Origin of the sequence: Peribacillus muralis (assembly GCF_001439925.1) — a bacterium.
Lineage (GTDB): Bacteria > Bacillota > Bacilli > Bacillales > DSM-1321 > Peribacillus > Peribacillus muralis.
In genome coordinates this window covers 94,121-117,128 of sequence record NZ_LMBV01000002.1, presented here as the reverse complement: position 1 = coordinate 117,128, position 23,008 = coordinate 94,121, and the positions used below count along the sequence as shown (strand labels likewise).

Here is a 23,008-nt window from a genome sequence, read left to right as displayed (position 1 = left end):
GTTAACATGAATGCCAGTTATTCCTGTTTGGAAGGCTATATATCCGTTTCATACCGCTTATATTCAAGGCGATTTTTGACGATATTGACTTTTATAGGGTTTTATTAAATATACGGCTAAAAGCAGTGATTGGAAGATGAAAAAGTCCAGTTATCGAGACAGAAAGTCAAAGCACTGATGATTCATGATCAGGTAAAAATATAAACTTTGGTAAGCGGGGCTTGTCCCTGAAGGAGGAGAGTATGGAGCGGGAGTTGTTGTTAGGTGGGGAGCTGCTGGCGGAATTTTTGGAAGCCGGGAATCCAGATGATTCGGACGTGGTGAATCAGGGACTCCAGTTATACCGTCAGGGGCTTGTTGAAATTAAAGAAGAAGCGGCAGATATGATTGCGGCTGAGGTACAGGACGAAACGCGTCATAAGGCTAGGTTGAATCTCATCTTCCCTCAGGATGGAAGCTGTACATGTGATTCAAGGTTCATATGCCGGCATCAAATGGCCGTTTTCTTTTCCGCGTATTCGGATTACGCCAGTGTTTCCGACTGGCTGAGCGAATGGAAAGCACCAAAGAGTGAATCGACGGCACAAGCGCTGCAGCAAGTAAAACGTGCAAGTGAAATACTGAAACAAGCGGAGGATAAATCGATTACGCTAGATAAAAGCTATCCATCATGGAAGCAATTCGTGGACGTCACCTTCTCGGAACATGTCGAGCCCCATATTGGCGAACCAAACTATATGATCGAAAATCATATACAAACATACTTTAAACGCCTTAGTTCAAAGGCTCCCATGGAACGGGAATGGAAACTGCTTTACCATTTCGTTACACAATTTTGTACGATGCAGCTGACACTGAAAATGATTCAGCTGCATAAAAGCCAGACGCAAGCGGTCAGGGTCTTTTATGCACTTGCTGTCGACCTTGCGGAAGAACTGCATGAAACCGTGCAGCCGCTTAGCCGGCAAGCGCGGCCCTTCGCTTTTGATCCCTTCGTTTTCAGCATCAAGGAAGATGTAGCTAAGCTGCTGGACGGCGGATTTGGTCTTGAATATGAAAAGATCGATCTGTACAGGGAAATTTGGAGCTACTTATTCTCCAACTCCTCGTGGCGCAGAGAAGAGCTGGAACGAATCAAGGAAGAACTTCCAGACAAGTATATGGGCACGACGGAGAGGACGTCCTACTCCCTTGCAGCCATTCACCTATCCCTTCTGGAGAATCAAGATAAACAGGCAATTGAACTTCTCCTGGATTTGAAGAAGGATGCCTGTCCATACATTTTCTATTGGCTGAATCTCCTGTCTGAATCAGATAACCGGTCACGGGCCATTCCTTTCATTGAATTCATCATCGCCAATGTCCAGGAGTTCCTCGCAGATTTAACCGATTATTATCAGCGGGTGGACTTCGTAAGGACGTTTACAACTTTGATCAGCAATTGCTGTTATAAATTGAAACGAACAGATTTACTCGAGAAATTTTACAGAGCCACCCTTCCACACAGCTATTGGAACTATGCAAATTTTCTTTTTGAACAAGGACAATACAAAAAATGGGTGGAGATGCATATTTATTCTGAAATCAGCATTGATTTAATCAGCAGTGAGTCCATTAAAGTGGTGGTCTCTAAAGAACCTGAGTTAATTCTGCCCCTATACTATCATGCGGTACAGGAAAAGGTATCGTTAAAAAACAGGCCTGCCTATAAACAAGCCGTCCGTTATTTAAAAAGAATGCGCACCATTTATAAAAAGACCAAAAAGGAAGACGTTTTCGAACGCTATATATTATACGTAGCCGACTCAACCAAACGGCTTCGCGCTTTCCAAGAAGAACTAAAAAGGGGTAAGCTTATCGATGTTTAATCCAGGGAAATTAAAAATCAGAATAGCGGCTCTCGAAAACGGATCTTACGCCTTAGGTGTCGCCAATGAAGACAATGCCTTCCTCAACACGAATCATATACGCAGGCTGCTCTTCAATTGGGATGACGCAAGCTTTTATGGCACGAAAATGACTACGGATATCTTGGATGGCAATCCTGTATTCATTCTTGATGCGTGGGGACTTCTCAATTTTTTTGCGAAGGAGAGCTTCAACTCCTTCATAGAATGGGAATGGTCCGAGATTTCATCGCTATGCCTTGCAGCGGCACCCGTTCTTCATGAGTCGATCGAGGCCGGCATCACCGTACCCGATTTCACCAATCTGCAGCTGGACTCCATAGGCTGGAAGCTTCCGGAAGAAGTCGAGGACGAATTCGTCCCTTCATTTTGGGAAGAAAGCATAGCACTGGATCTCCCTTCGCCTGAAGCGGAAACGAATCGGTCATTCATCGAAAAATGGTATAACGGTGCCGCCAACATGTATTTAAAGAATTATTCTCCCATGCAGCATAAATGGAGCGAAGCTGTCGGTGCTTTAAAGGATTCGAGACTTTCCCCTGAAGAGCTGCAGGCCTTTTTTGACAAAGAAAGCTGGCAGGAGTGGCTTGGAACAAAGCCCGATCCGAAGCCCTTCACTATCGGCCTTCGTTTAACTGAGCCTCCTGACGGAAATGGGCCGTGGATACTCGACGTAACCCTTCGTTCCAAAAGGGATGAGAATATCATTGAAACTTATACCGGAAAAAAACTGCCGCGCGGCTGGAATAAGTATGCAAGTGAAGTGGTGCGGGCCACGAAACGCTGGCAGCTCGTCGTGCCCTGGCTCGGAGAAAATGGCCGGCTGAAAAGGGAGATTTCGGAAACGGACGCATGGGAGTTCTTGACCGATGCAAGTGAAAAACTGCTATTCCTTGGCGTCGAGATCCTGCTTCCATCATGGTGGCTTGCCTTGAAGGAGTCTTCCTTGAAGGTGAAGGCCAAAGTAAAGAGCCAAACCAACCGCGGCCCTTCATACGTAGGGCTGAAAGCTTTAATGGATTTTGATTGGCGTTTCTCATTGAATGGCAAGGAGCTCACTGAGGCGGAGTTCGAGGAGCTCGTTGACCAAAAAAGGCGTCTCGTCTTCATTCGCGGTCAATGGGTCAAGCTTGACCCGGCTTTCATTAAACAAATTCAGGTGCTGATGGAAACAGCCAATGAAAAAGGAATACAGCTGTCAGACTTGCTTCAGCAGGAATTATTGAATGGCGAAAATGAAGATAGTGATAACGATCCAGAAAATGATGATATGCTCCGAATTCAATTTGAATTGAATCAAGAGCTCCGTAAGATGGTCGGAAGGCTCAGGGAAACCAAAAACATTTCCGTCCTCCCCGTCCCTAATGAACTTCAAGGTGACCTTCGCCCCTATCAAAAGCTGGGCATGAGCTGGCTGCTTTTTTTAAGGGAGCATGGTTTTGGCGCTTGCCTTGCGGACGATATGGGGCTGGGAAAAACGGTTCAGATGATTGCCTACCTGCTTCATGTTAAAGACCAAGAAGAAGCAGGTAAAGAGCTACCCACGACAGCCAATGACGAGCAAAAGAGTGAAACGATCATCGTCGAAGAGGAATTCTGCACAGAGGACAGTGATGCGGTAGATATGACCGCCACACCTGTTGAACCTGTTTCCGTAAAATCTGCGCTCATCGTCTGCCCTACGTCGGTCCTTGGCAACTGGCAGAAGGAATTGGAAAAATTCGCGCCAACACTTAAAGTCCACCTGCATTACGGATCAAATCGATCAAAAGGTGAAGCGTTCATCAAAAAAGCGGCACAGCACGATATTGTGCTCACATCATATGGCCTGACGCATCAAGATGTGGCTGAGCTATCTTCAATCCATTGGAGCAGCGTCATCCTTGATGAAGCACAAAACATCAAGAACGCCCAAACCAAGCAATCCAAGGCGGTCCGCAAACTCAATGGCCAGCATCATATCGCTTTATCGGGAACGCCGATGGAAAACCGCTTAAGTGAGCTATGGGCGATTTTCGATTTCATTAACAAAGGATATCTTGGGACGCTGGGCCAATTCCAGGAAAAATATGTGGCCACCATCGAACGGGATGAACAGAAAGATAAAATCAAGGAATTGCAGCGTTTAATACAGCCATTTTTGCTCCGCCGTACAAAACGGGATAAAGATGTCGCACTCAATCTTCCTGATAAGCAGGAGCAGAAGGAATTCGTCCCGCTTACCACCGAGCAAGCATCGTTGTATGAACAACTGATCAAGGATACCTTCGCTGATATTGAACAACTGTCAGCCTTTGAACGAAAAGGCATCATCCTGCAGATGCTGAATAAGCTGAAGCAACTTTGCAATCACCCAGCCCTTTATTTAAAAGAGACGGATAAGGAGAACATCATGAAGACGGCGAATCGATCGGGGAAACTCGAGAAGCTGACCGAGCTTGTTGATGCCGTCCGCGAACAGGATGAAAGCTGCCTCATTTTCACGCAATATATCGGGATGGGCAACATGATGAAGGAATTGCTGGAGAAACGGTATAACATCGAAGTTCCATTCCTGAACGGAAGTGCGAACAAGAAGCAGCGTGATGAAATGATTACACGCTTCCAAGATGGCGAATTCCCCATCTTCATTCTCTCATTAAAGGCTGGCGGAACCGGCCTTAACCTAACAGAAGCAAACCACGTGATCCATTATGATCGCTGGTGGAACCCGGCTGTCGAAAATCAAGCCACCGACCGCGCTTACCGAATCGGACAGCAGCGGTTCGTTCATGTTCATAAACTAATCTGTACAGGGACACTCGAAGAAAAGATTGATCAAATGCTTGATAAAAAACAAGCATTGAACGACGAAATCATCAGCAGTGACAACTGGATCACCGAACTTTCCACAGAGGAAATCAAGGATCTGGTCGCACTTCAATAAGGTCGAAAAGGAGAATGCTTATCGAATGGCATTCTCCTTTTTCGTGTTGAATATTCGCCAAACCCGGCTCGACACAGTTCAAGAGAAAATCGATTCAAAAGTTGAACTCATCATATAGAGAGCCGTAATCCAGATGATGATTGCCGAAATCTTATTTAACATCCTTAGAAACTTTCCAGAAGTATCAACCTTTTTCAATACTCGCCCTGCAAGACATAGTCCATGAAACCAGCACCATGACACCGTGATGCACGTTATCGTGAAAATCACTTTATCCGTTCCTGAATAAACAAGCGAGCTTGAACCGATGACACCGATCGTATCCAAGATTGCGTGTGGATTCAGCAATGATACCGATAAAGCAAATACCATTTGTTTTTTGGCGGACATTGGCTTACTATGAGCATCTGCCTGTGGATTCGCACCGGAAGACCAAATCTGAAAACCCATAAACAATAGAAATACGACGCCAATAATGAGTAATGCCAGACGCAGCCAATCATATTGCATGACAATTAACGAAACGCCGAAAATGGCCAACAGAATGAGAGCTGTATCACAAATGGCAGCTGTAATCGTTGCAGGCAATGCTTTTTTTATGGTCGGCTGGATTGCCCCTTGATTGAAAATAAATACATTTTGCACCCCTAATGGCAGGATCAGGCCTAATGCCAATAACAATCCATGAAAAAATGGTCCCATACGAATACCTTCCTCCCTCACATTCAGTATAATGAATAAAACGAAGGAATTGACCATCCATTTGAGAGGAATTCAACCCAACCAATTAATGATGAATCGAACAGGAAAGGAGTGTTTTCTTATCATTATCGAATGGAGACCAAGCCGGAAATCCAGCCTATCCCTTCACCAGCAAATAGTGAATTGGATGAAAGAACAAATTACAAGCGGAGAATGGCCAGTGGCGACCAAGCTTCCATCGCAACGCTCATTGGCCGATTCTTTTGGCATAAACCGAAGTACGATCATATCGGCTATAGATGAGTTGATTGCAGACGGACTTTTGGAAACGAAGGTAGGGTCCGGCACATTCGTTTCCAACAACACTTGGAACGTGCTCGTCGCAAGCAAGCAGACCGATTGGAAAAACTATGTCCGCAATGGCCTGCACGAACCTAATTTACAGACGATTCAGGACATCAACCGCTATGAAGCAGACACTACCATGATCAGATTGGGCACCGGCGAGCTTTCACCAACACTATTGCCAGTAAAAAAAATTGAACAAACGATGCATTCCACCGCTTTTGATGCACACTCACTTGGATATTCCGATCCCAAGGGTGATAAAAGACTGCGTCAAAGCATAAGTGATCATTTAAAGGAAAAAGGAGTAACCGTAAGTCCGAGCTCGCTCATGGTCGTATCCGGAGGGCTTCAGGCACTCCAATTGATTGCAGTTGGCTTGCTTCAAAAAGGATCATTGATCTTACATGAATCGCCTTCTTATATAAATTCGGTTCACCCCTTTCAATCAGCGGGCATGCATTTGACAGGCTTATCAAAACAAAGCAGGGAAACTATCCCGAGACAAATAAAGCGAATTAATGGAAAGCAGAAAGCATCACTATTTTATACGGTTCCAACGTTTAACAACCCAACCAATTACACATGGACAAAAGAAGAAAGGCTAGATCTCCTATCTCTATGCAAAAAGGAACAAGTTCCAATTATTGAAGACGACGTTTACGGTGATTTATGGTTTGAAAAAGAACCGCCGCCACCCTTAAAATCCTTTGATGTCGATGGTCTGGTCTTGCACATTGGCAGTATGTCGAAAACATTAAGCCCAGGGCTACGCATCGGATGGATTGCTGGGCCGATGCCTGTTATCGAACGCTTGGCGGATATTAAAATGCAAATGGACTACGGCTCGAGTGCACTATCGCAGCAGCTTGTAGCAACATGGCTATCACAGGGCGATTATTCGAAGCATTTAGATTGGCTGCGGCGTGAACTTATCGCACGCAGGGATTTCACATTAGCTCTTCTCAATCAATATTTTGAGGGAATCGCCAACTGGCATATACCTCAAGGGGGTTTTTATATATGGTTAGAATTATGCAAACCGATTGTAAATCCAACCCTCTTCAAGCTAGCGATAAAGGAACACCTACTCATCAATCCAGGGTACATATATGAACCAAATAACCATACGCATCTTCGGCTCTCGTACTCATATGCATCTGAGGAACAACTAACTTATGGGATTCGAACCCTCTCAAAAATCATCCGGCGGTTGATTTAATTATGTGAAAGGCGATCGAGGGCAAGTGAAAATGACTTAAGGTTTGCACTTCACTAATTGGGTCACGAAAAGGCTGCCACGGCAGCCTTCTTGTTTAGCTAAAGAATTGCTCACTTTTTTACATTCATCTCACTTAAATTGCTGATGAAAAAAGAATGGTGTTTTCCGTGATCGATCATGATGTGCTCAAGAATGGCATGAATCCCCCCGCCTTTATTTAAATGATATTCTTCTGAACTATCTTCAATCGTAATCAATTCTTTATGCGGGTCGTAATTAATCGATGTTCTAGCACCATTTTCAAAAAAAGAAAGGGTTACTAACTGGCTTAGTGGATAATTTTGATATGTTGAATCCGAGAGGGGCATTTTTTCAAATGGAGAACTGACATGTTGAAGCGCATCAAAAAAACTCGGTCTTGCCAATGAAGCCGGATCACTGTCTCTTTTTTCGAATTTCACTGTAATTCCAGGAACATCATCATTGCTCGAACCTTGCTTATAATTCATAGAAATCCTCCTTCCTAATGATTCCTTATACCTAATTCTTTTTTTCTCATGCGAATTACCTGCTAGATTATAAAAATATTTTCATCATACCCAATAAATCGTTTACAAATTAAACGGACCTACATCAAAAAACCGCTCCATGCATCTGTTACCGTGAAAAAAAAGATTGTAAATAATAGGATCCCTCTCTCCGACTTATTGCAGGAATGATAGATTGAAATGAAAGGTGCGAGACTTCTGCGGGAAATGCGCGTCTACGTGAGACCCCGCAGGCTGAAAGCCGAGAAGGCTCTCCGACCAACCGCGGAAAGGGAGCGCCTGCAGTGCAATGGAACGGTCTAGGTACACCACCACAAACTAGAGCCAAGTGGAATGCCATCTTCGTTTTCACGAACAGTGGAATGAAACGGAAGGTGCGACACTCCTGCGGGAAATGCGGTTTACGTGAGACCCCGCAGGCTGAAAAGCCGAGGAGGCTCAAGGACCGCCCGCGGAAAGGGAGCGCCTGCAGTGAAATGAAACGTTCAAGTATCAAAATAAAAAAAACTGTAGACAAACTCCATTATTACCCGAGTTTGTCTACAGTATGGGATTTATTTCCTTACTTTAAAAATGTTATATTCCTTCTTCGACTCATTTCCAGCAAGGTCGGTCACTTTAAATTCAATCTTGTTGTTGCCCGATTTAAGCGGCAGCTCCAATTTCTTTATTTCCTTCTTAAAAGCACGCATTTTGTATGGTTCCTTGAATTCATTATAAAACACTTCACTTCCGTTCAAGTAAAGGCGGATCTCATCGAAATTATCCTCTACCGTCACATCCACTTTTGGGTTTTTCGCTTTTACGCCCACAGTTGCCGGCACACCTTTAACCGTTAAACCTGGTTTTTTTGTATCAACCATGAAAATCCGTTTAAACGAAACCGTGTTATCCCATTTATCTGTCGCTTTAACCGTCAGGCTTTGGACGCCATCTCCCAATTTCTTTTCAAAAGAAAATCCATACGTTTTGCTCGTTTTGTTATATGTTACAGGGATCGTTTGATTGTCGATTTTAAATTCCTTGATTGCCGAGGCTTCCACGATTTCCCCTGTTATCTTGATTTTACTTTTATTGCTCACGCTTAAGGTTTCAGGGCTTGTAATCTTTACAGCCGGTGCATAATTATCGATTGGTGCTGTGTCTGTGGCTAATTCCGTTTCAGCCGCTTTTTCATTGCCTGCATGGTCAATTGCCACCACCTGAACCTTGTCCCCTCTTAGATCAGGCAGGGTGAATTGTTTCGAAGTCCCCGGAAGCGGATTTTCCAGGATCGATTTTCCATCGATCTGTACATCATAATAAGCTACTCCTGAACCATTCAAATTATCTTTACCTTGGATCGTTAACACGTTACCCTTTTTCGAAATCCTTACCGTTGGTTTTACCGTATCAATTCTGACCGGCATTTTAAACGTCTGCCATTGTGCACCCTCGTAATCTATTATCGCTTTAATTTCAAAATAATAGACACCATCTTTAGCCAATGAATTATTAACCTTACCATCCCATTTACGGGCAGGGTTTATGGAGTAATTAGCTACCAGGCCGCCATCAAAATAATCCTTACGCACATTATTCTCCGTGCGAAGTTTCCGGACTGATTTGTTTTCACCATTCAAGATACTGTATTCTACCTTTTTTGCGTTCCTTAAGAATGATAGGACCGGCACGAAGTCGTCCTGTGCCCCGTCACCATTCGGGGAAATCGCGATATGCTTGCTGTTGAATGTATCCCCTGCAGGGTCGGAGCCTAAGTAATTGAATTCTTTACCTGCTGTCGTTGCTGCGCCTGCCATACCGTAGAAGGACTTCTTATCATATACCGTTCCATCAAGGATCGGTGCTTTATCCCACTCTCCCTTAAACCCAACATACGGTACGTGCAGCTCCGGGTTGGTGTCGGTTGGATCCTTTAATGTAACGAACCCTTCGACAAAATATCCATTCGGGAAAACCTTGTTAATGTCGACAAGCGTTTCGAGATCATCGCCAAGCACTTTTGCTTTGGATATGTCGACTTTCACTTCAAACGTAATTGATTTTTTCGCTGGTACGGTTATGTTGCTTGTATCTTTATTATTGATTTTGATGGAAGCGTCTTTAATTTCCTGTGCTTCTAATTGATGAGCGGAATAACCGAGTTGACCTTTGATGGCATAATCGGTTTGGATATTTCCTTTTACATCATATTTGACTGCTTTGTTGCTGAAGTTTTCAACCTTCAAGGTAAATGCGAACGTATTGCCGACCTCTTTCATGGCAACCTTCGCTTCTTTCGTCCGTGTCTCGGTCACGACAGCCGGGGTCGATAGTGCAGAATCAAGCTGCATGACTCCAGAGCCCTGCCTGCGGGGTGAATATGGATTCTCCCAGCCAAATGCCTTATTGACGACACCTTGATCCGTCACTGGTCTTGACGTATTCATCATCAGGTCCTTTGCCAACTTGGCACGGGCAAATCCTGTTAATTTAAAGTCTTTATCCACTCTTCCCAGAACAAGGGCAGAACCGCCTGCTACATGTGGCGCCGCCATCGAGGTACCACTCAACATCCCATATTCATCGTTGTTCAAAGTCGAGTATATTTGCCCGCCCGGAGCAGTGATTTCTGGTTTGAAATCTAAATTCGGTGCCACGCCCCATGAACTGAATGCGCTCATTTTTCCCGCTTCCGGGTTTGCCGATTTTGTTTTATCGCCATTGAAGCTGATTTTAACCTTTTCTCCAGCGGTTAAGGCCGTTTTCAGCTTAGCTCCATCGGATTTCAACATGAACAGCTGGGGAATCGTGATGCTTGCATCTGTCGCCATTGAAATATATCCATCGGCATTGTTATAAATGATCACGCCTGCAGCTCCTGCTGCCTGGGCATTTTTAGTCTTATCGATAAAAGAAAGCGTGCCGCGCTCGATGAGGGCAAACTTTCCCTTCACATCAACTTTTGCAAGCTCCTCTGGCGTGCCGATTCCTGCCGCAACCAAATCATGCGTTTTTTCCTTTAAAGCATTGGGATGTACGCTTGACGCCGACATGAACGGTGCCTTTCCTTCTTGACCGTTAAAATTATAGGTCGCCGCATCCAAATCCATAAAGTTATTCTCGACGGATGCCACTTGCACCGAGTCATAAGCAAGACCAGGTGAGCCTGATACGCCGATATCGGGGTTCGAGGCTGATGGATTGGCAAATCCGTTTCCAAAGTGAGCCGAGTTTCCGGCTGAAATCGACATGAGTATCCCATTATCAACGGCTCTCGATACCGCCTGCTGCTCAGGGTCTTCCTCCGATACAAAACCTGCAGTCGCGCCAAGGCTCATATTTATCACATCTGCCCCAAGAACGATGGCATCATCAATTGCCTTAATATAAATATCGCCCCATGTTGACTCCATGGCAGGATCATTCCCGAATACTTTCAAAGCAAGCAGCTGGGCTTCAGGTGCAACCCCTTTAATCCCTCCATGCTCTTCATCTCCATTGGCGCCCGCCGTTCCTGCGACATGCATCCCATGCATGGAGGCCCCTTCACCAAGATCAAGGATTTCTTCATTTTCATCCATGTAATTGTATCCATATGGCACCTTAGGCGTATAGTAGTTACCTAATAGATGACTAGACTTCTTCATCGCTTTAATTTCACTTTCAGTAAGCTCTGCCTTATTCTCTTCGTTCAGGACCATATCACGGTGTGATGGATCGATTCCCGTATCAATGATTCCAATGACCATTCCTTCCCCTTTATAACCATGATCCCGCCAAGCTTCCTGGGCTTGGACGAGCTCTTTACTATAAATCATCTCGGGCTTTTCAACCGGACGTTCATATTCATTCGCTATATGTACTTCAGCAACTTCAGGCATGGCCTCCACTTTTTGGATATCTCCAAACTGAATTTCACCGCTGAACCCATTGACTACTGTCGTAAAGCTTTCAAGTTCCTTGAACGCTATTTTTTTATCTTTCACCTTAGCTTTCAATTTCTTCTGGTTAGCCAGCTTGTCAGACTTTAATTGTTGTTTCTTACTTTTCGATAACTGTTTGAATAGCTTGCCTTCTTTGGAAGCTATATCAATCGCAGGCGCTTCCTTCATCTCTACGATGACCCTGACCTTCTCGTTACTTTTATAATTCTTTCCTATATCATCTTGCTTCAACTTCAGGTTACTTTGCTGATTCTTCTTCCCTTCACCAGAGCCGCTCGGTGAATCCGGAAGCTTAGCTGCGGAAACGCTTGCAGTAAATACTAATAGAAAGATTGCTAGAATGGACAAGCTACGCTTAATCAATGAACTTTTCCCCCTCTAAAATAATCAATATTTGGAATTTTATTACTTATTATAAAAATACCACAACTTTTGGGGTGATTTTAAGAGATAAAAGTCACTATTTTCCTATTTGAAACTAGGATATTATCATTATTTTTCCTTTTTTTATAGATTTACAACACAAACAACAAAAAGATGGTGATGTTACAACTAACATCACCTTATCACCTTTAGTTTTTCATCCGTGGATCCAGAGCATCGCGCAGGCCATCACCCATTAAATTGAAGCCTAGGACCGTAAGCATGATCGCTAGCCCAGGAAAAAGGACCGTCCATGGAGCCTGAATGATGAAAGATCTTGAATCGGCTAGCATTTTCCCCCACTCTGGCGCTGGTGGCTGTGCCCCAAGACCGAGGAAGCCGAGTGCTGCACATTCAATGATGGCAGTGGCAATTGCCAGTGTCCCCTGCACGATAATCGGCGCAAGGCTATTCGGCAGGACGTGATGCAGGAGGATCCGGCCATCTCCCATCCCAATGGCCTTTGCAGCCGTTACATATTCCTCTTCTTTCACCGTTAACACCCTTGAGCGTAAAAGCCGCCCGAATATCGGCACATTGACGATGGCAATGGCAATGAGGGCATTGCGGAGGGAAGGTCCCAAGACCGCTACTACCGCAATGGCAAGCAAGATACTGGGAAAAGCCAAGATGATATCAAAGATCCTCGAAATGAGCGTATCGATCCACTTTCCATAATAGCCGGCGATGATTCCAAGGAAGGATCCGACCACGACAGACCCGGCTACAGATAAAAAGCCGACTCCGATTGAGATGCGCGCGCCATAAATGACCCTACTCAAAATATCACGGCCAAATTCATCCGTTCCAAACCAATGTTCTGCAGAGGGCGCCAAATGTTTATCACTTAGCTTTTGCCCTTCAAATGAATACGGTGCAATGAGGGGGGCGAAGATGGCGATCAAGATGAAAAATAAAACGATCCCTAAACCGACTAGGGCCACCTTATTCTTCCTAAAGCTCTTCCACCCTTCCTTCCAGGGAGAGATGACTTTATCCTCTGCCTCCTTGGGAGGAAGGATTGGCGATGTATTCGTTGCAATTTCAGGCATGAGTTTCCCTCCCTATTTATACTTGATCCTAGGATCGATCGCTGCATACAGCAAATCCACAATTAAATTGATCATGACGAACAAAAAGGCAATGACAAGAATCCCGGACTGTATGACCGGATAATCCCTGGATAAGATTGCATCATAAATATATGTACCGATACCTGGCCAGCCAAAAATGTTTTCCGTTAAAATGGCGCCGCCCAAAAGCAAGCCAGTCTGCAGGCCAATGACCGTCACCACTGGAATTAAAGCATTTTTCAAGGAATGCTTGTATACGACCCAAAACATTCTCATCCCTTTAGCACGGGCTGTGCGAATGAAATCCGACCTCATGACTTCGAGCATGGATGAACGAGTCATCCTTGCAATGATCGCCATCGGAATGGTCGCAAGCGCAACCCCCGGCAAAATGAGATGCCTGATTACCTCAAAAAACTGATCAACCCTGCCAGTAATGAGCGTATCGATCAAGTAAAGGCCGGTTATGGCCTCGACGGGATCCCTGATATTATCCCTGCCTGTAGTCGGAAGTAAGTCCCATTGAATGGAAACGATGTATTGCTCCATCAATCCAAGCCAAAATATCGGCATGGACAAGCCTACCAACGCAATTACCATCGCTACATAGTCAAACCAGGAGTTTTGGAACCAGGCCGAGATGATTCCGGCATTTACACCAATGACGACAGCGATGATCATGGCAATTAACGCTAGCTCGACTGTGGCCATTAAGTATGGCCCAATTTCTTCCGATACCGGACTATTCGTTTTTAACGATACTCCAAGGTCACCTTGTAATAGGCCTGATAAGTAATCCCAAAATTGAATGAACCAAGGCTTGTCCAAACCAAGTTCTTTTGTCATTGCTGCAACTGCCTCTTTTGTTGCTTGCTGTCCTAGGATCACCTGTGCTGGATTACCAGGAATCGCCCGAATCATCATGAATACTATAAATGCCATTCCTAGCAGTACTGGAATGAGAGATCCTAAACGTCGTACGGTATAGGAAAACAAAACAATCACCCGCCTTTTACATAAGGGGCCATGAAGCTCCCTCGATCATTTTGAACTGCATTCCATAACAAAACCGGGAAGCATGCAGGATCCCATACTACCCGGTTCGTACGGTTAATTTTCTAGAGAAACGTTTACAAGAGATTGTGAGCCCGTTGGATGCGGAACAAACCCTTTGACTGCCTTTGTTCCGGCCAGCTGCGGTAAAGAGTGGACAAGTGGAACCCATGGTGCTTCATCATGGATGATTTCCTGAGCTTTTCCATATAACTCATTACGCTTGTCTTCATTTGCGGTGGACTGGGCCTCGATCAACAGATCATGCACTTCATCATTTGCATAACGAGCATAATTGTTAGAGCCGATATTATCTTTATCCAATAATGTATAAAGGAAGTTATCTGCATCCCCATTATCGCCTGTCCAGCCTAGCATGAACGATTGAGCTTCACCAGCCTGCACTTTCTCCAAATAGGCAGCCCATTCGTATGAAACGATATTCGCTTCGATGCCTACTTGTTTTAAGCTTGCTTGGATCGCTTCAGCTACCTTTTGACCATCCGGCATATATGGACGTGGTACCGGCATGGCCCAGAGGTCCATTTTGAACCCATCTTCAAGTCCAGCTTCTTTAAGTAATTTCTTCGCTTTTTCTACATCATAGTCATAGTCTTCAACGTTGTCATTGTATCCAGAAACGGATGGCGGCATTGGATTTTTAGCAGGCTCCGCTGTGCCTTCGAAAAAGTTATCAATGATATCTTTTTTGTTGATTAAGTGTGAGATAGCTTGGCGTACTTCCTTTTTGTCGAATGGTGCTTTCTCAACATTGAATGCAAAGTAGCCGACATTCATGGATGGACGCTCAAATGATTGCAGTTTGTCATCTCCCGTCACTTTGCTGATATCACTTGGGTTCAACCCGTCCATTAGGTCGATTTCGCCCTTAATTGCCGCATTTAGACGTGCAGAGTTATCTTTGATGACTTTAAATGTGATTCCATCAAGCTTCGGCAGTCCATCTTGCCAATAGTCATCGTTTTTCACGACTTCGATCGTATCGCCAGGCTTCCATGCTTTGAATTTGAAAGGACCTGTTCCAGATGGATTCTTCGTGAAGTTATCTCCCTCTTTTTCAAATCCAGTCGGACTGGCTATTGCAAATGTAGGCATAGCAAGGTTTTTCAAGAACGGTGCCTGCGGACGGTTCAAAGTGAACTCCACCGTGCTATCATCAATTGCTTTCACTTCCTTGATGACATGGCCTTCATCTCCTTCAAATCCTCCGAACATGGACGCATAGTAAGCAAATTTCGCTTCATCCTTACTCTTTGCCCAGCGTTGAAAGTTTTTCACGACCGCATCTGCATTGAAATCCGTACCATCATGAAACTTGATGCCTGTTTTCAATTTGAATGTGTATGTCTTTGCGTCATCAGAAACTTCCCATGATTCAGCAAGTCCAGAATTTATTTCCGTATCATTTTCCCCATATTTCACAAGCGTTTCAAAAATCTGTTGTGTGACGATGAATGATTCCCCATCGGTTACGACGGCTGGGTCAAGACCGACGGCATCTCCGCCTTTCCCATAAATCAAAGTACCGCCTTTCGCATCACCCGAACCCCCTTTGCCCTCATCTTTGTCTTTTGATGTGGACGCGGAGCAACCCGCAAGTGCCAGTGAAAGAGCAAGGATACCAGTCAACAATAAAGCTAATGTTCTCTTCATTTTCATCCCCCTTATTTTTACGAATTTATGTATACGCCGTGTGTCAGTTGTATAAGTGACAAGCAACGTAGTGACCAGGTTTATGCTCATGCAGAATCGGCTTTACCGATTTGCACTCTACCATCGCTTTCGGGCACCTCGTATGGAACGGACAGCCGCTAGGAGGGTTCGATGGGCTTGGAACATCGCCTTGCAGGATCACCCTATCCCCTTTATACTCCACATCGGGAATCGGCACGGCTGATAATAAAGCTTGGGTATAAGGGTGAAGGGGATCTTCATACAGTTCCTCACTCTCCGTCAATTCAACGATATGTCCAAGATACATGACACCGACACGGTCAGAGATATGCCTCACCACCCCAAGATCATGGGCAATGAAAAGATAAGTCAGATCGTACTGCTCCTGTAAATCCTGCAACAGATTCAAGACCTGGGCCTGGATCGACACATCGAGTGCAGATACTGGCTCATCGGCAATGATCAGCTTAGGGTTGACGGCGAGTGCCCTCGCGATGCCAATGCGCTGCCGCTGGCCCCCACTGAATTGGTGCGGATACCTTTTCGCATGGTAACCGCTTAAGCCGACAACCTTGAGTAACTCCTGAACACGGGCTTTACGGACCTTTTTATCTTTAACCCCATGAACGATGAGGGGCTCTTCCAAGATCCTTTCGACCGTATGCCTTGGATTGAGTGAAGCGAATGGATCCTGGAAGACCATTTGCATTTCACGGCGCATTTTTCTCATTTCCCGCGAAGACAAAGTGGTCAAGTCCTTCCCTTCGAAGTAAACATTTCCCTCACTAGGCTCGAGCAATTGAAGCAGTAATCTTCCCGTTGTAGATTTCCCGCAACCGCTTTCACCGACAAGCCCCAGTGTTTCCCCTTTATAGATGGAAAATGACAAGCCATCTACGGCCTTGACTTCTCCGACGGTCTTTCCTAGAACGCCGCCCTTAATCGGAAAATGCTTCTTAAGGTTTTCCACTTTAACCAATGTTTGATTCATGGATGGCTACTCCCTTCCCATCTTCATACAACCAGCAGCGAACAGACTGCCCTTCGCCAAGACCCAATAGAGACGGGGCCTCATTCATGCATTGCTCCATGGCATGGGAGCAGCGCGGCGCAAACTGGCATCCAAGGTTGCTTGTCCCCGGTTTCGGAACATTACCGGGAATCGAGTAAAGGCGCTCTTTCTTAATCCGCATATCCGGTATCGATTGAAGCAATCCTACCGTATAGGGATGTTTTGGGTTTTGGAAAATCGTTTGCACATTTCCTTCCTCTATCACCTTGCCTGCATACATGACAATGACCCGTTCACACATTTGCGCCACAACCCCAAGATCATGCGTGATCATCATGATCGCCGTATCCGTTTCTTTATTTAAGTTCTTCATTAACTCCAGTATCTGCGCTTGAATCGTCACATCCAAAGCCGTTGTCGGTTCATCCGCTATAAGAAGCTTAGGCTCACAGATCATGGCCATGGCAATCATGACCCTCTGTCTCATTCCGCCTGAAAGCTGATGCGGATATTCATCGATCAGTTCTTCGGCACGGCCAAGCCCAACCAGCTTCAGCATTTCTACAGCTCTAAGCCTGGCCTGTTTTTTGCTCCACTTCTTATGTATCCGAAGTGTTTCCACCAGCTGGTCGCCGATCGTGAACACAGGATTCAGGCTTGTCATCGGTTCCTGGAATATCATCGCAATGTCATTCCCGCGAATCTTTCTCATTTTCGCTTCAGAGGCATTCGCGATATTCTCACCATTAAAAAGGATTTCTCCTTCCACCTTGCCCGTCGGCGAAGAAACCAGTCCCATGATGGACAAAGAAGTTACGCTTTTTCCGCACCCAGACTCCCCTACAATCCCTAACACTTCACCGGGATTGACGTGAAAATCGATTGAATTTACAACCGGGATCACCCCATCGTCCGTACGAAAACTGGTTCTCAGCCCATTCACCTTAATAATTGGTTTGTCCATTACATCACTTCCTATATATAACTTTTTTACCAGTTATACTATTTGGTATATTATTGCATCAAAATTAAAACTTTACAATATGTTTTCTAAAAATTCTAATTTAACAGAATTATTTTTTTGTTTTCTAGATAAATGTGTATTTTGGCACACAAAAAAAAGACTGCTTTTGCAGTCATTAAAAGAAGGCGAATCAAATAATTTGATTCCAGGAGGAGGTAAACCGAAGGATCAAGCGGGGAAAAGCTTATGTTAGCTATAGGGGATTCAAGGGAGGGTTGAAGGTCACTATCGTGAGCCAGCTTCGCGGAGTTTCTTTCTTTCATTTAAATATCCTGCACCCTTTTCAAGAGCTGATATCCGTTTCATTAATTTTTCATTATGGTCATATAAATACTTGTTTTGTAATTCCAATTCAATAAGCATCGATTTAACCTGTCCTAATTCATATTCATTATCCCAAGTTCTCACATGATTCTTTGCCATAAGGCCAATCAAAACACTGAGACGTTCTTCCATTTGCTTATTATCCTGCATGAATTTAGATAGAGAGTCTTCACCCTCAAGGCAAAACCTACACTCTTCGCTCATTTGCTAAACCTCCAGTACGCCTATAGGCCTATATGTTCGAAATCCTTTGGCTTTACATCCTGCTGTTTAGGTCCCAGAAATTGGACCCTTTCGGCGACCACTTCAGTTACGTATATGTTTTTGCCGTCTTGGTTCTCGTATCTCCTCGTTTGTATTCTGCCCGTGATGCCGATCAATGTCCCTTTTTTACAATACTGGGCAGTATTTTCAGCTGCCTTTTTCCATAAAATACACTGTACGAAGTCCGCTTCGTAGTCACCGACCGTATTCCGGAAATTCCGGTTGACCGCTAGCGTAACATTGGATACGGCCTTGCCATCGGGAGTGTATTTTAACACAGGGTCCTTTGTAAGCCTGCCGACAAGAGTTACTTGGTTGATCATCTTTTCTCTCCTCTCCCTTTAAGATGCTTTAATCATACTCGTTCTTCAATCAATAAAAAAATGACGGAAATGGACTTATTTCAGCACTTTCCTTCTTGAAAATTGTTTTGAACAGGTTAAAAAGCAATTTTCTCCTTCCAAAACCGTTAATAACAGAATAGTTAACGAATTTAAATATTTTGCAAAGTTTTAAACTTTCATTCATAATTTAGACAATTGCTGGATTTTCATTTCATTAAGGAGCAGTTTTTTAGTATGATATAATTACCTTTAAAAGGATTATCAAGAGGATAAATGAAAAAAACACGTATGAGAGGGGTATATACCGCTCTTTTGGCAAGAAACGGAGGAGTTAGATGAAATCATTTAAATTAATCTCGTTGCAAATTGTTACTGAGAATTTACACTTGATTGATATTGCATTAACAGACGGGCTGATAATAAATAAAGAAAACGATGCCAACACATGGCTAATGGAAGCGTTTGTCGAAGAAAATCACTTCAAAGAACTTGAACCCTCTCTTCCCGATATAGATGGAGAGGTCTATATTCAGGCCGTCATCACCAAAAAGGACAATGAACCTGCTTTGTTTCAAACTGTCCTACGCACCATAAGAAAAGTGGGGAACCATTATAGCCTCCTATTCGTAGGTCACATTCAAAAAACGCGCAGCAAATATGCAGAACTTCTGCTTGAAGATTTGGTCCAAGAAGGTCTAGTCGGTGATGAATTAATAAATCAATTCAAACAAAAAATCCGCTCGAAGCCTAAACTGGCCACGAATAAGTAAATATGCTATCCATGATCCCCCTAACCGAATATAAAAAAGACTAGCATAGATTAAAAAGGATGATCATCCTTTTCTTCACGATGCTAGTCTTTTATCATTTTTTCAGCTAATTACTTATTGTTGTTTTCTTTCTTGTCATCTTCGATTAAGTCATCAGCGTCGTTATTATCCATCATTCCATCATCATCTTTATTCATATCATTCATGTCGTTATCATCTGTACCGCCGTCGTTATCATTTACGTCATTGTTATTATCTTCCATGATGTTGTTATCATCTTCTGGAGCGGGATTGTTATCATTATCATTCGTTCCACATCCTGCAAGGAACATTAAGGATAATAAAGATCCCCCAATTAGTGCTAAAATTCTGCTCTTCATCATTTTTGGCAACCTCCCTTCTTTCTTAATCATTAGCTATTTTGCCCGAATGTGAAAATAACTTGCGTCCTATTTAAAATTTAAAAAAGAAAATGTCCGATTACCGAAATCAGACATAAAAATAATGCCGGACATACAACATCCGGCATTCAAAGGGTGAATAAAAAAAGTTGCTATTCAGTTTGCATTCATAAAGCAATTAAAAAGGGTGGATATTATTTGTCACCAAAGGCAAACATGATTTCGGCTTCACATGCTATCTCGCCATCTACAGTTGCGACAGCTTTCCCCTTGCCCATTGATCCTCTCATCCGCACTATTTCGACTTCCAGACGAAGTTGATCGCCCGGTTTCACTTGCTTTTTAAAGCGACAGCTATCGATTCCTGCAAAAAATGCAAGCCGTCCTTTATATTCCTCTTGTTTCAATACGGCTACAGCACCGACCTGTGCCAAAGCTTCGACGATTAATACCCCTGGCATAACTGGATAATCAGGGAAATGGCCATTAAAGAATTCTTCATTGGCAGAAACATTCTTCAACCCAACCGCTCTTTTCCCCTCATCTATCTCGATAATCCGATCGACTAATAAAAATGGGTAGCGATGCGGAATGATTTCTTTTATTTGCGTGATATCAAGCATATTTTTTTCCTCCTGAGCTTTTTTTCAATAACGTAGACGTGCCCCTGCCTTGAAGACAGAGGCGTAGTTGCCATGTACTATACATCGAAAACCGACGGCAACTGCTTCATAAGACAAAGCATTATGCACCCTTGTTCACTATATCAATAATATGGGTCCATGTTGATTTTTGGAAAACATCCAAGGCATGTCCTCCCCCAATGACACTGTATCCTAAAAGTGCCCCTGATAATACAGCAATGATTATCAAGCCAATAACAATGAGTAAACGAAGCCAAATTGGCATAAGACGTACCTTGATTCTGCGATTCGGTTTCGTCTCGGCTTCCTTTACCTCTTCTTCAAATTGTTGTCTCATTACACGATTTTGTTCCATATAGAATGTGAAAGCTCCTTTTTCTTTTAGAAAACTCGCCGACTTATTTTCCCCATACTCCAAAAATTCGGCTTACTATGCAAATGGATAGGCATTAAAGATTCCTTTTGTTATGAATCCATTATAACCGATTTGCTTAAAATCCGCAGGATGACATTTAATATCGGGATATCTTAGCGGATCCCATTGATTAAACCACCCATTTGGTCTGCCATCGTGATGGACCGGGATTGAAACTGATAGGATCGCTGAACATTGATCAAATCCGACATTTCTTTTGATAAGTCCACATTAGAGGATTCGAGTGCACCTTGACGGACAGCTATTTGATCCCGGGAGTCACCTGTTAGTGAAGTCATGATATCGTCTACGGTTACACCTAGGTTATTGATGTTTTCGGGCAGTCCAAGTAAGTTCCCGCCTAGCCGGTCAAGGAATTGCGGTTTCTTGACCGAGACGATGCCGAGTCCGAAGCTTTCACTTCCATATTCTTCAGTATCCACCGTCAGAACTCCATTGTCCGAAATCTTCATGTTAGTAATATTCCCGACAATAAGAATTGGATTACCCTTTTCATCAAGAACTTGATGCCCGGCAGAGGTAACCAGCATCATTTGATCCGGATTATTCGCATTGGGTGATAAGTAAAATGCCCCATCCCGCGTTAGCCTTGTATTGACCCCTTTGCCGTCCTGAACGCTCACAGTGAAGAATTGGCCTTCCTTAGTCAATGCAGCATCAAGGTTACGGTCTGTCGTCTTTATCGCTCCCTGTGAAAGCACCAATTGAGATTGACTTAGCATAGCACCCGTTCCCTGCCGGATGCCCGGTGCCGTCAGCCTTCCTTTCTCCTTGGACTCATTCGGTTGATTATTGAAGCTCTGTGTCAATAGGTCATTGAAGCTCGTTTGAGTCTTTTTGTAGGCGGTCGTATCAACATTGGCGATGTTATTACTTATTTGATCGATCTTGCTTTGAAGTTGGTTCAGCGTATTTGTCGCTGTCATCATGGTCCGATTCATGAATATTCCCCTTATATGTTCAAATTTCCAGAGACGTTTTTCTACTTATGTTCGCTTAAAGCCTGCCAACTTCATTGACCGCTTTATCCAAACTTTTATCATAGGCTTGAAGAACCTTCTGACTGGATTCAAACGAACGGTATGCGGACATCATTTCCGTCATCGTCCTCGATTGGTCGACATTAGATCCCTCAAGAAAGCCCTGCTTAGTAGAAAAACCACCCTCTAAGGCCGCATATGCGCTAGGTAGTTCCTCATCGTTCACAGCCCGATACAAGCCTTCCCCATCCTTCATCAGCTGTGAAGATGGATCGATTGAATAACCGATGCCCAGTCGTGCGGTTTGAATATTTCCCTCTAAAATGGCACCACTATCCGTGACGGTGAACCGGTCGCTCTCAAGCTTGATCGGTTCCTTATTATCATTCAGGACATAGTAGCCTGAAGGGGTAGTTAAATATCCTTGCCCATCCAAGGTAAAACTGCCGTTGCGCGTATACCGGAGCCCGCCATCCCCATCCTGGACAGCAAAAAGCACAGACCCTTTCCGTCGCTCTTCATTGATCGGCAGGTTTTCATCAGCCAAGGCCAGATCGGTATTAAGCCCTGTTTCCTCCAATGTACCCTGGGTGAATAACGGGTTTGCCTCTTGTACGTAAACGCCGGTGCTAAGGGCTCCAACCTGGGAAAATACGGGGATGCCCAATTTATTCTCAGTAGGAATCGTTTTGCCACCCATGTTGCTGATAAGCATTTCCGGAAAAGACCTTACACTCGTTTGATCCGCTTTATACCCGGTTGTATTTGCATTGGACATATTATTTGTGAGTAATTCAGTGCGCCTTTGCTGCGTAATCATCCCGGAAGCCGCTGTATAAAACCCTCTTAGCATCTTCTTCACTCCTCATTGTTTACAAAAACGTTCATTTTCTCATATCTTTCTTATCGGCCATGAACATCAGTATCTTAAGGAAAAAAGAAAAGCTTTAGGCAGAAGTGGTATTGGCTAGGTCAGATGTAAAGGAATG

Annotated in this window: 19 protein-coding genes; 4 read left to right on the top strand and 15 right to left on the bottom strand. The window is 44.1% G+C overall.

Annotation, left to right across the window (positions count from 1 at the left end; genetic code table 11):
- The first annotated feature begins 242 nt into the window (after window positions 1–242).
- Together ASU00_RS02945 and ASU00_RS02940 are read left to right on the top strand one after the other, a co-directional pair.
- The gene (locus tag ASU00_RS02945) at window positions 243–1,868 is read left to right on the top strand and encodes a hypothetical protein (RefSeq protein ID WP_057911949.1); all 1,626 of its coding nucleotides are present in this window, start codon (window positions 243–245) and stop codon (window positions 1,866–1,868) included.
- Window positions 1,861–4,833 carry a DEAD/DEAH box helicase gene (locus tag ASU00_RS02940; protein WP_057911948.1) on the top strand — a complete coding sequence of 991 codons (2,973 nt, stop codon included), beginning with the start codon at window positions 1,861–1,863 and terminating at the stop codon, window positions 4,831–4,833. The genes ASU00_RS02945 and ASU00_RS02940 overlap by 8 nt, the downstream gene beginning before the upstream one ends.
- Before the next feature lie 78 nt (window positions 4,834–4,911).
- Here ASU00_RS02940 and ASU00_RS02935 read toward each other — a convergent pair whose 3' ends face one another.
- Window positions 4,912–5,535: a LysE/ArgO family amino acid transporter gene (locus ASU00_RS02935; RefSeq protein WP_057911947.1), complete on the bottom strand. Its 624-nt coding sequence runs from the start codon at window positions 5,533–5,535 to the stop codon at window positions 4,912–4,914.
- A gap of 61 nt (window positions 5,536–5,596) precedes the next feature.
- Here ASU00_RS02935 and ASU00_RS02930 point away from each other — a divergent pair, with 61 nt between their 5' ends.
- A complete protein-coding gene (locus ASU00_RS02930; protein WP_330219511.1) occupies window positions 5,597–7,102 on the top strand; it encodes an aminotransferase-like domain-containing protein in 1,506 nt (501 codons plus the stop codon).
- A 110-nt stretch (window positions 7,103–7,212) separates the two neighbouring features.
- Here ASU00_RS02930 and ASU00_RS02925 read toward each other — a convergent pair whose 3' ends face one another.
- The 9 genes from ASU00_RS02925 to ssb form a co-directional block, all read right to left on the bottom strand.
- A complete protein-coding gene (locus ASU00_RS02925) occupies window positions 7,213–7,611 on the bottom strand; it encodes a hypothetical protein (protein WP_057911946.1) in 399 nt (132 codons plus the stop codon).
- Window positions 7,612–8,204: 593 nt separating this feature from the next.
- Complete coding sequence (locus tag ASU00_RS02920) at window positions 8,205–11,939, bottom strand: S8 family serine peptidase (protein ID WP_236712574.1); 3,735 nt, start codon at window positions 11,937–11,939, stop codon at window positions 8,205–8,207.
- A gap of 209 nt (window positions 11,940–12,148) precedes the next feature.
- Entirely contained in the window at window positions 12,149–13,051 is a 903-nt protein-coding gene (locus ASU00_RS02915) for an ABC transporter permease (protein WP_057911945.1), read from the bottom strand.
- Window positions 13,052–13,063: 12 nt separating this feature from the next.
- Window positions 13,064–14,068, bottom strand: coding sequence for an ABC transporter permease (locus tag ASU00_RS02910; RefSeq protein WP_057911944.1), 1,005 nt, complete (start codon window positions 14,066–14,068; stop codon window positions 13,064–13,066).
- Between the two features lie 114 nt (window positions 14,069–14,182).
- Complete coding sequence (locus ASU00_RS02905) at window positions 14,183–15,805, bottom strand: ABC transporter substrate-binding protein (protein ID WP_057911943.1); 1,623 nt, start codon at window positions 15,803–15,805, stop codon at window positions 14,183–14,185.
- 37 nt (window positions 15,806–15,842) lie between these two features.
- The gene (locus tag ASU00_RS02900; RefSeq protein ID WP_057911942.1) at window positions 15,843–16,811 is read right to left on the bottom strand and encodes an ABC transporter ATP-binding protein; all 969 of its coding nucleotides are present in this window, start codon (window positions 16,809–16,811) and stop codon (window positions 15,843–15,845) included.
- On the bottom strand, window positions 16,792–17,796 hold the full coding sequence (locus ASU00_RS02895) for an ABC transporter ATP-binding protein (RefSeq protein WP_057911941.1): 1,005 nt from the start codon (window positions 17,794–17,796) through the stop codon (window positions 16,792–16,794). Before ASU00_RS02895 ends, ASU00_RS02900 begins: the two co-directional genes overlap by 20 nt.
- 285 nt (window positions 17,797–18,081) lie before the next feature.
- Window positions 18,082–18,384: a hypothetical protein gene (locus ASU00_RS02890; RefSeq protein ID WP_057911940.1), complete on the bottom strand. Its 303-nt coding sequence runs from the start codon at window positions 18,382–18,384 to the stop codon at window positions 18,082–18,084.
- 20 nt (window positions 18,385–18,404) lie between these two features.
- The gene (ssb, locus tag ASU00_RS02885) at window positions 18,405–18,767 is read right to left on the bottom strand and encodes a single-stranded DNA-binding protein (RefSeq protein WP_057911939.1); all 363 of its coding nucleotides are present in this window, start codon (window positions 18,765–18,767) and stop codon (window positions 18,405–18,407) included.
- A 356-nt stretch (window positions 18,768–19,123) separates the two neighbouring features.
- Here ssb and ASU00_RS02880 point away from each other — a divergent pair, with 356 nt between their 5' ends.
- Complete coding sequence (locus ASU00_RS02880) at window positions 19,124–19,558, top strand: YwpF family protein (protein ID WP_057911938.1); 435 nt, start codon at window positions 19,124–19,126, stop codon at window positions 19,556–19,558.
- Window positions 19,559–19,668: 110 nt separating this feature from the next.
- Here ASU00_RS02880 and ASU00_RS02875 read toward each other — a convergent pair whose 3' ends face one another.
- The 5 genes from ASU00_RS02875 to ASU00_RS02855 all read right to left on the bottom strand — a co-directional run bounded on the left by ASU00_RS02875 (window position 19,669) and on the right by ASU00_RS02855 (window position 22,872).
- Window positions 19,669–19,941 carry a hypothetical protein gene (locus ASU00_RS02875; RefSeq protein ID WP_057911937.1) on the bottom strand — a complete coding sequence of 91 codons (273 nt, stop codon included), beginning with the start codon at window positions 19,939–19,941 and terminating at the stop codon, window positions 19,669–19,671.
- 212 nt (window positions 19,942–20,153) lie between these two features.
- A complete protein-coding gene (fabZ, locus tag ASU00_RS02870; protein WP_057911936.1) occupies window positions 20,154–20,582 on the bottom strand; it encodes a 3-hydroxyacyl-ACP dehydratase FabZ in 429 nt (142 codons plus the stop codon).
- Window positions 20,583–20,703: 121 nt separating this feature from the next.
- Window positions 20,704–20,958, bottom strand: a complete 255-nt coding sequence (locus ASU00_RS02865; RefSeq protein ID WP_057911935.1) for a DNA-directed RNA polymerase subunit beta — start codon at window positions 20,956–20,958, stop codon at window positions 20,704–20,706.
- A gap of 173 nt (window positions 20,959–21,131) precedes the next feature.
- The gene (locus tag ASU00_RS02860) at window positions 21,132–21,980 is read right to left on the bottom strand and encodes a flagellar hook-basal body protein (RefSeq protein WP_057911934.1); all 849 of its coding nucleotides are present in this window, start codon (window positions 21,978–21,980) and stop codon (window positions 21,132–21,134) included.
- A gap of 55 nt (window positions 21,981–22,035) precedes the next feature.
- A complete protein-coding gene (locus ASU00_RS02855) occupies window positions 22,036–22,872 on the bottom strand; it encodes a flagellar hook-basal body protein (protein ID WP_057911933.1) in 837 nt (278 codons plus the stop codon).
- Window positions 22,873–23,008 lie beyond the last annotated feature (136 nt).

What these genes read in the sequence shown, in the direction of transcription:
- ASU00_RS02945 (WP_057911949.1), top strand. Translation starts at nt 243, where the DNA reads ATGGAGCGGGAGTTGTTGTTAGGTGGGGAGCTGCTGGCGGAATTTTTG.
- ASU00_RS02940 (WP_057911948.1), top strand. Translation starts at nt 1,861, where the DNA reads ATGTTTAATCCAGGGAAATTAAAAATCAGAATAGCGGCTCTCGAAAAC.
- ASU00_RS02935 (WP_057911947.1), bottom strand. Translation starts at nt 5,535, where the DNA reads ATGGGACCATTTTTTCATGGATTGTTATTGGCATTAGGCCTGATCCTG.
- ASU00_RS02925 (WP_057911946.1), bottom strand. Translation starts at nt 7,611, where the DNA reads ATGAATTATAAGCAAGGTTCGAGCAATGATGATGTTCCTGGAATTACA.
- ASU00_RS02915 (WP_057911945.1), bottom strand. Translation starts at nt 13,051, where the DNA reads ATGCCTGAAATTGCAACGAATACATCGCCAATCCTTCCTCCCAAGGAG.
- ASU00_RS02905 (WP_057911943.1), bottom strand. Translation starts at nt 15,805, where the DNA reads ATGAAAATGAAGAGAACATTAGCTTTATTGTTGACTGGTATCCTTGCT.
- ASU00_RS02900 (WP_057911942.1), bottom strand. Translation starts at nt 16,811, where the DNA reads ATGAATCAAACATTGGTTAAAGTGGAAAACCTTAAGAAGCATTTTCCG.
- ASU00_RS02895 (WP_057911941.1), bottom strand. Translation starts at nt 17,796, where the DNA reads ATGGACAAACCAATTATTAAGGTGAATGGGCTGAGAACCAGTTTTCGT.
- ASU00_RS02890 (WP_057911940.1), bottom strand. Translation starts at nt 18,384, where the DNA reads ATGAGCGAAGAGTGTAGGTTTTGCCTTGAGGGTGAAGACTCTCTATCT.
- ssb (WP_057911939.1), bottom strand. Translation starts at nt 18,767, where the DNA reads ATGATCAACCAAGTAACTCTTGTCGGCAGGCTTACAAAGGACCCTGTG.
- ASU00_RS02880 (WP_057911938.1), top strand. Translation starts at nt 19,124, where the DNA reads ATGAAATCATTTAAATTAATCTCGTTGCAAATTGTTACTGAGAATTTA.
- ASU00_RS02875 (WP_057911937.1), bottom strand. Translation starts at nt 19,941, where the DNA reads ATGATGAAGAGCAGAATTTTAGCACTAATTGGGGGATCTTTATTATCC.
- fabZ (WP_057911936.1), bottom strand. Translation starts at nt 20,582, where the DNA reads ATGCTTGATATCACGCAAATAAAAGAAATCATTCCGCATCGCTACCCA.
- ASU00_RS02865 (WP_057911935.1), bottom strand. Translation starts at nt 20,958, where the DNA reads ATGGAACAAAATCGTGTAATGAGACAACAATTTGAAGAAGAGGTAAAG.
- ASU00_RS02860 (WP_057911934.1), bottom strand. Translation starts at nt 21,980, where the DNA reads ATGAATCGGACCATGATGACAGCGACAAATACGCTGAACCAACTTCAA.
- ASU00_RS02855 (WP_057911933.1), bottom strand. Translation starts at nt 22,872, where the DNA reads ATGCTAAGAGGGTTTTATACAGCGGCTTCCGGGATGATTACGCAGCAA.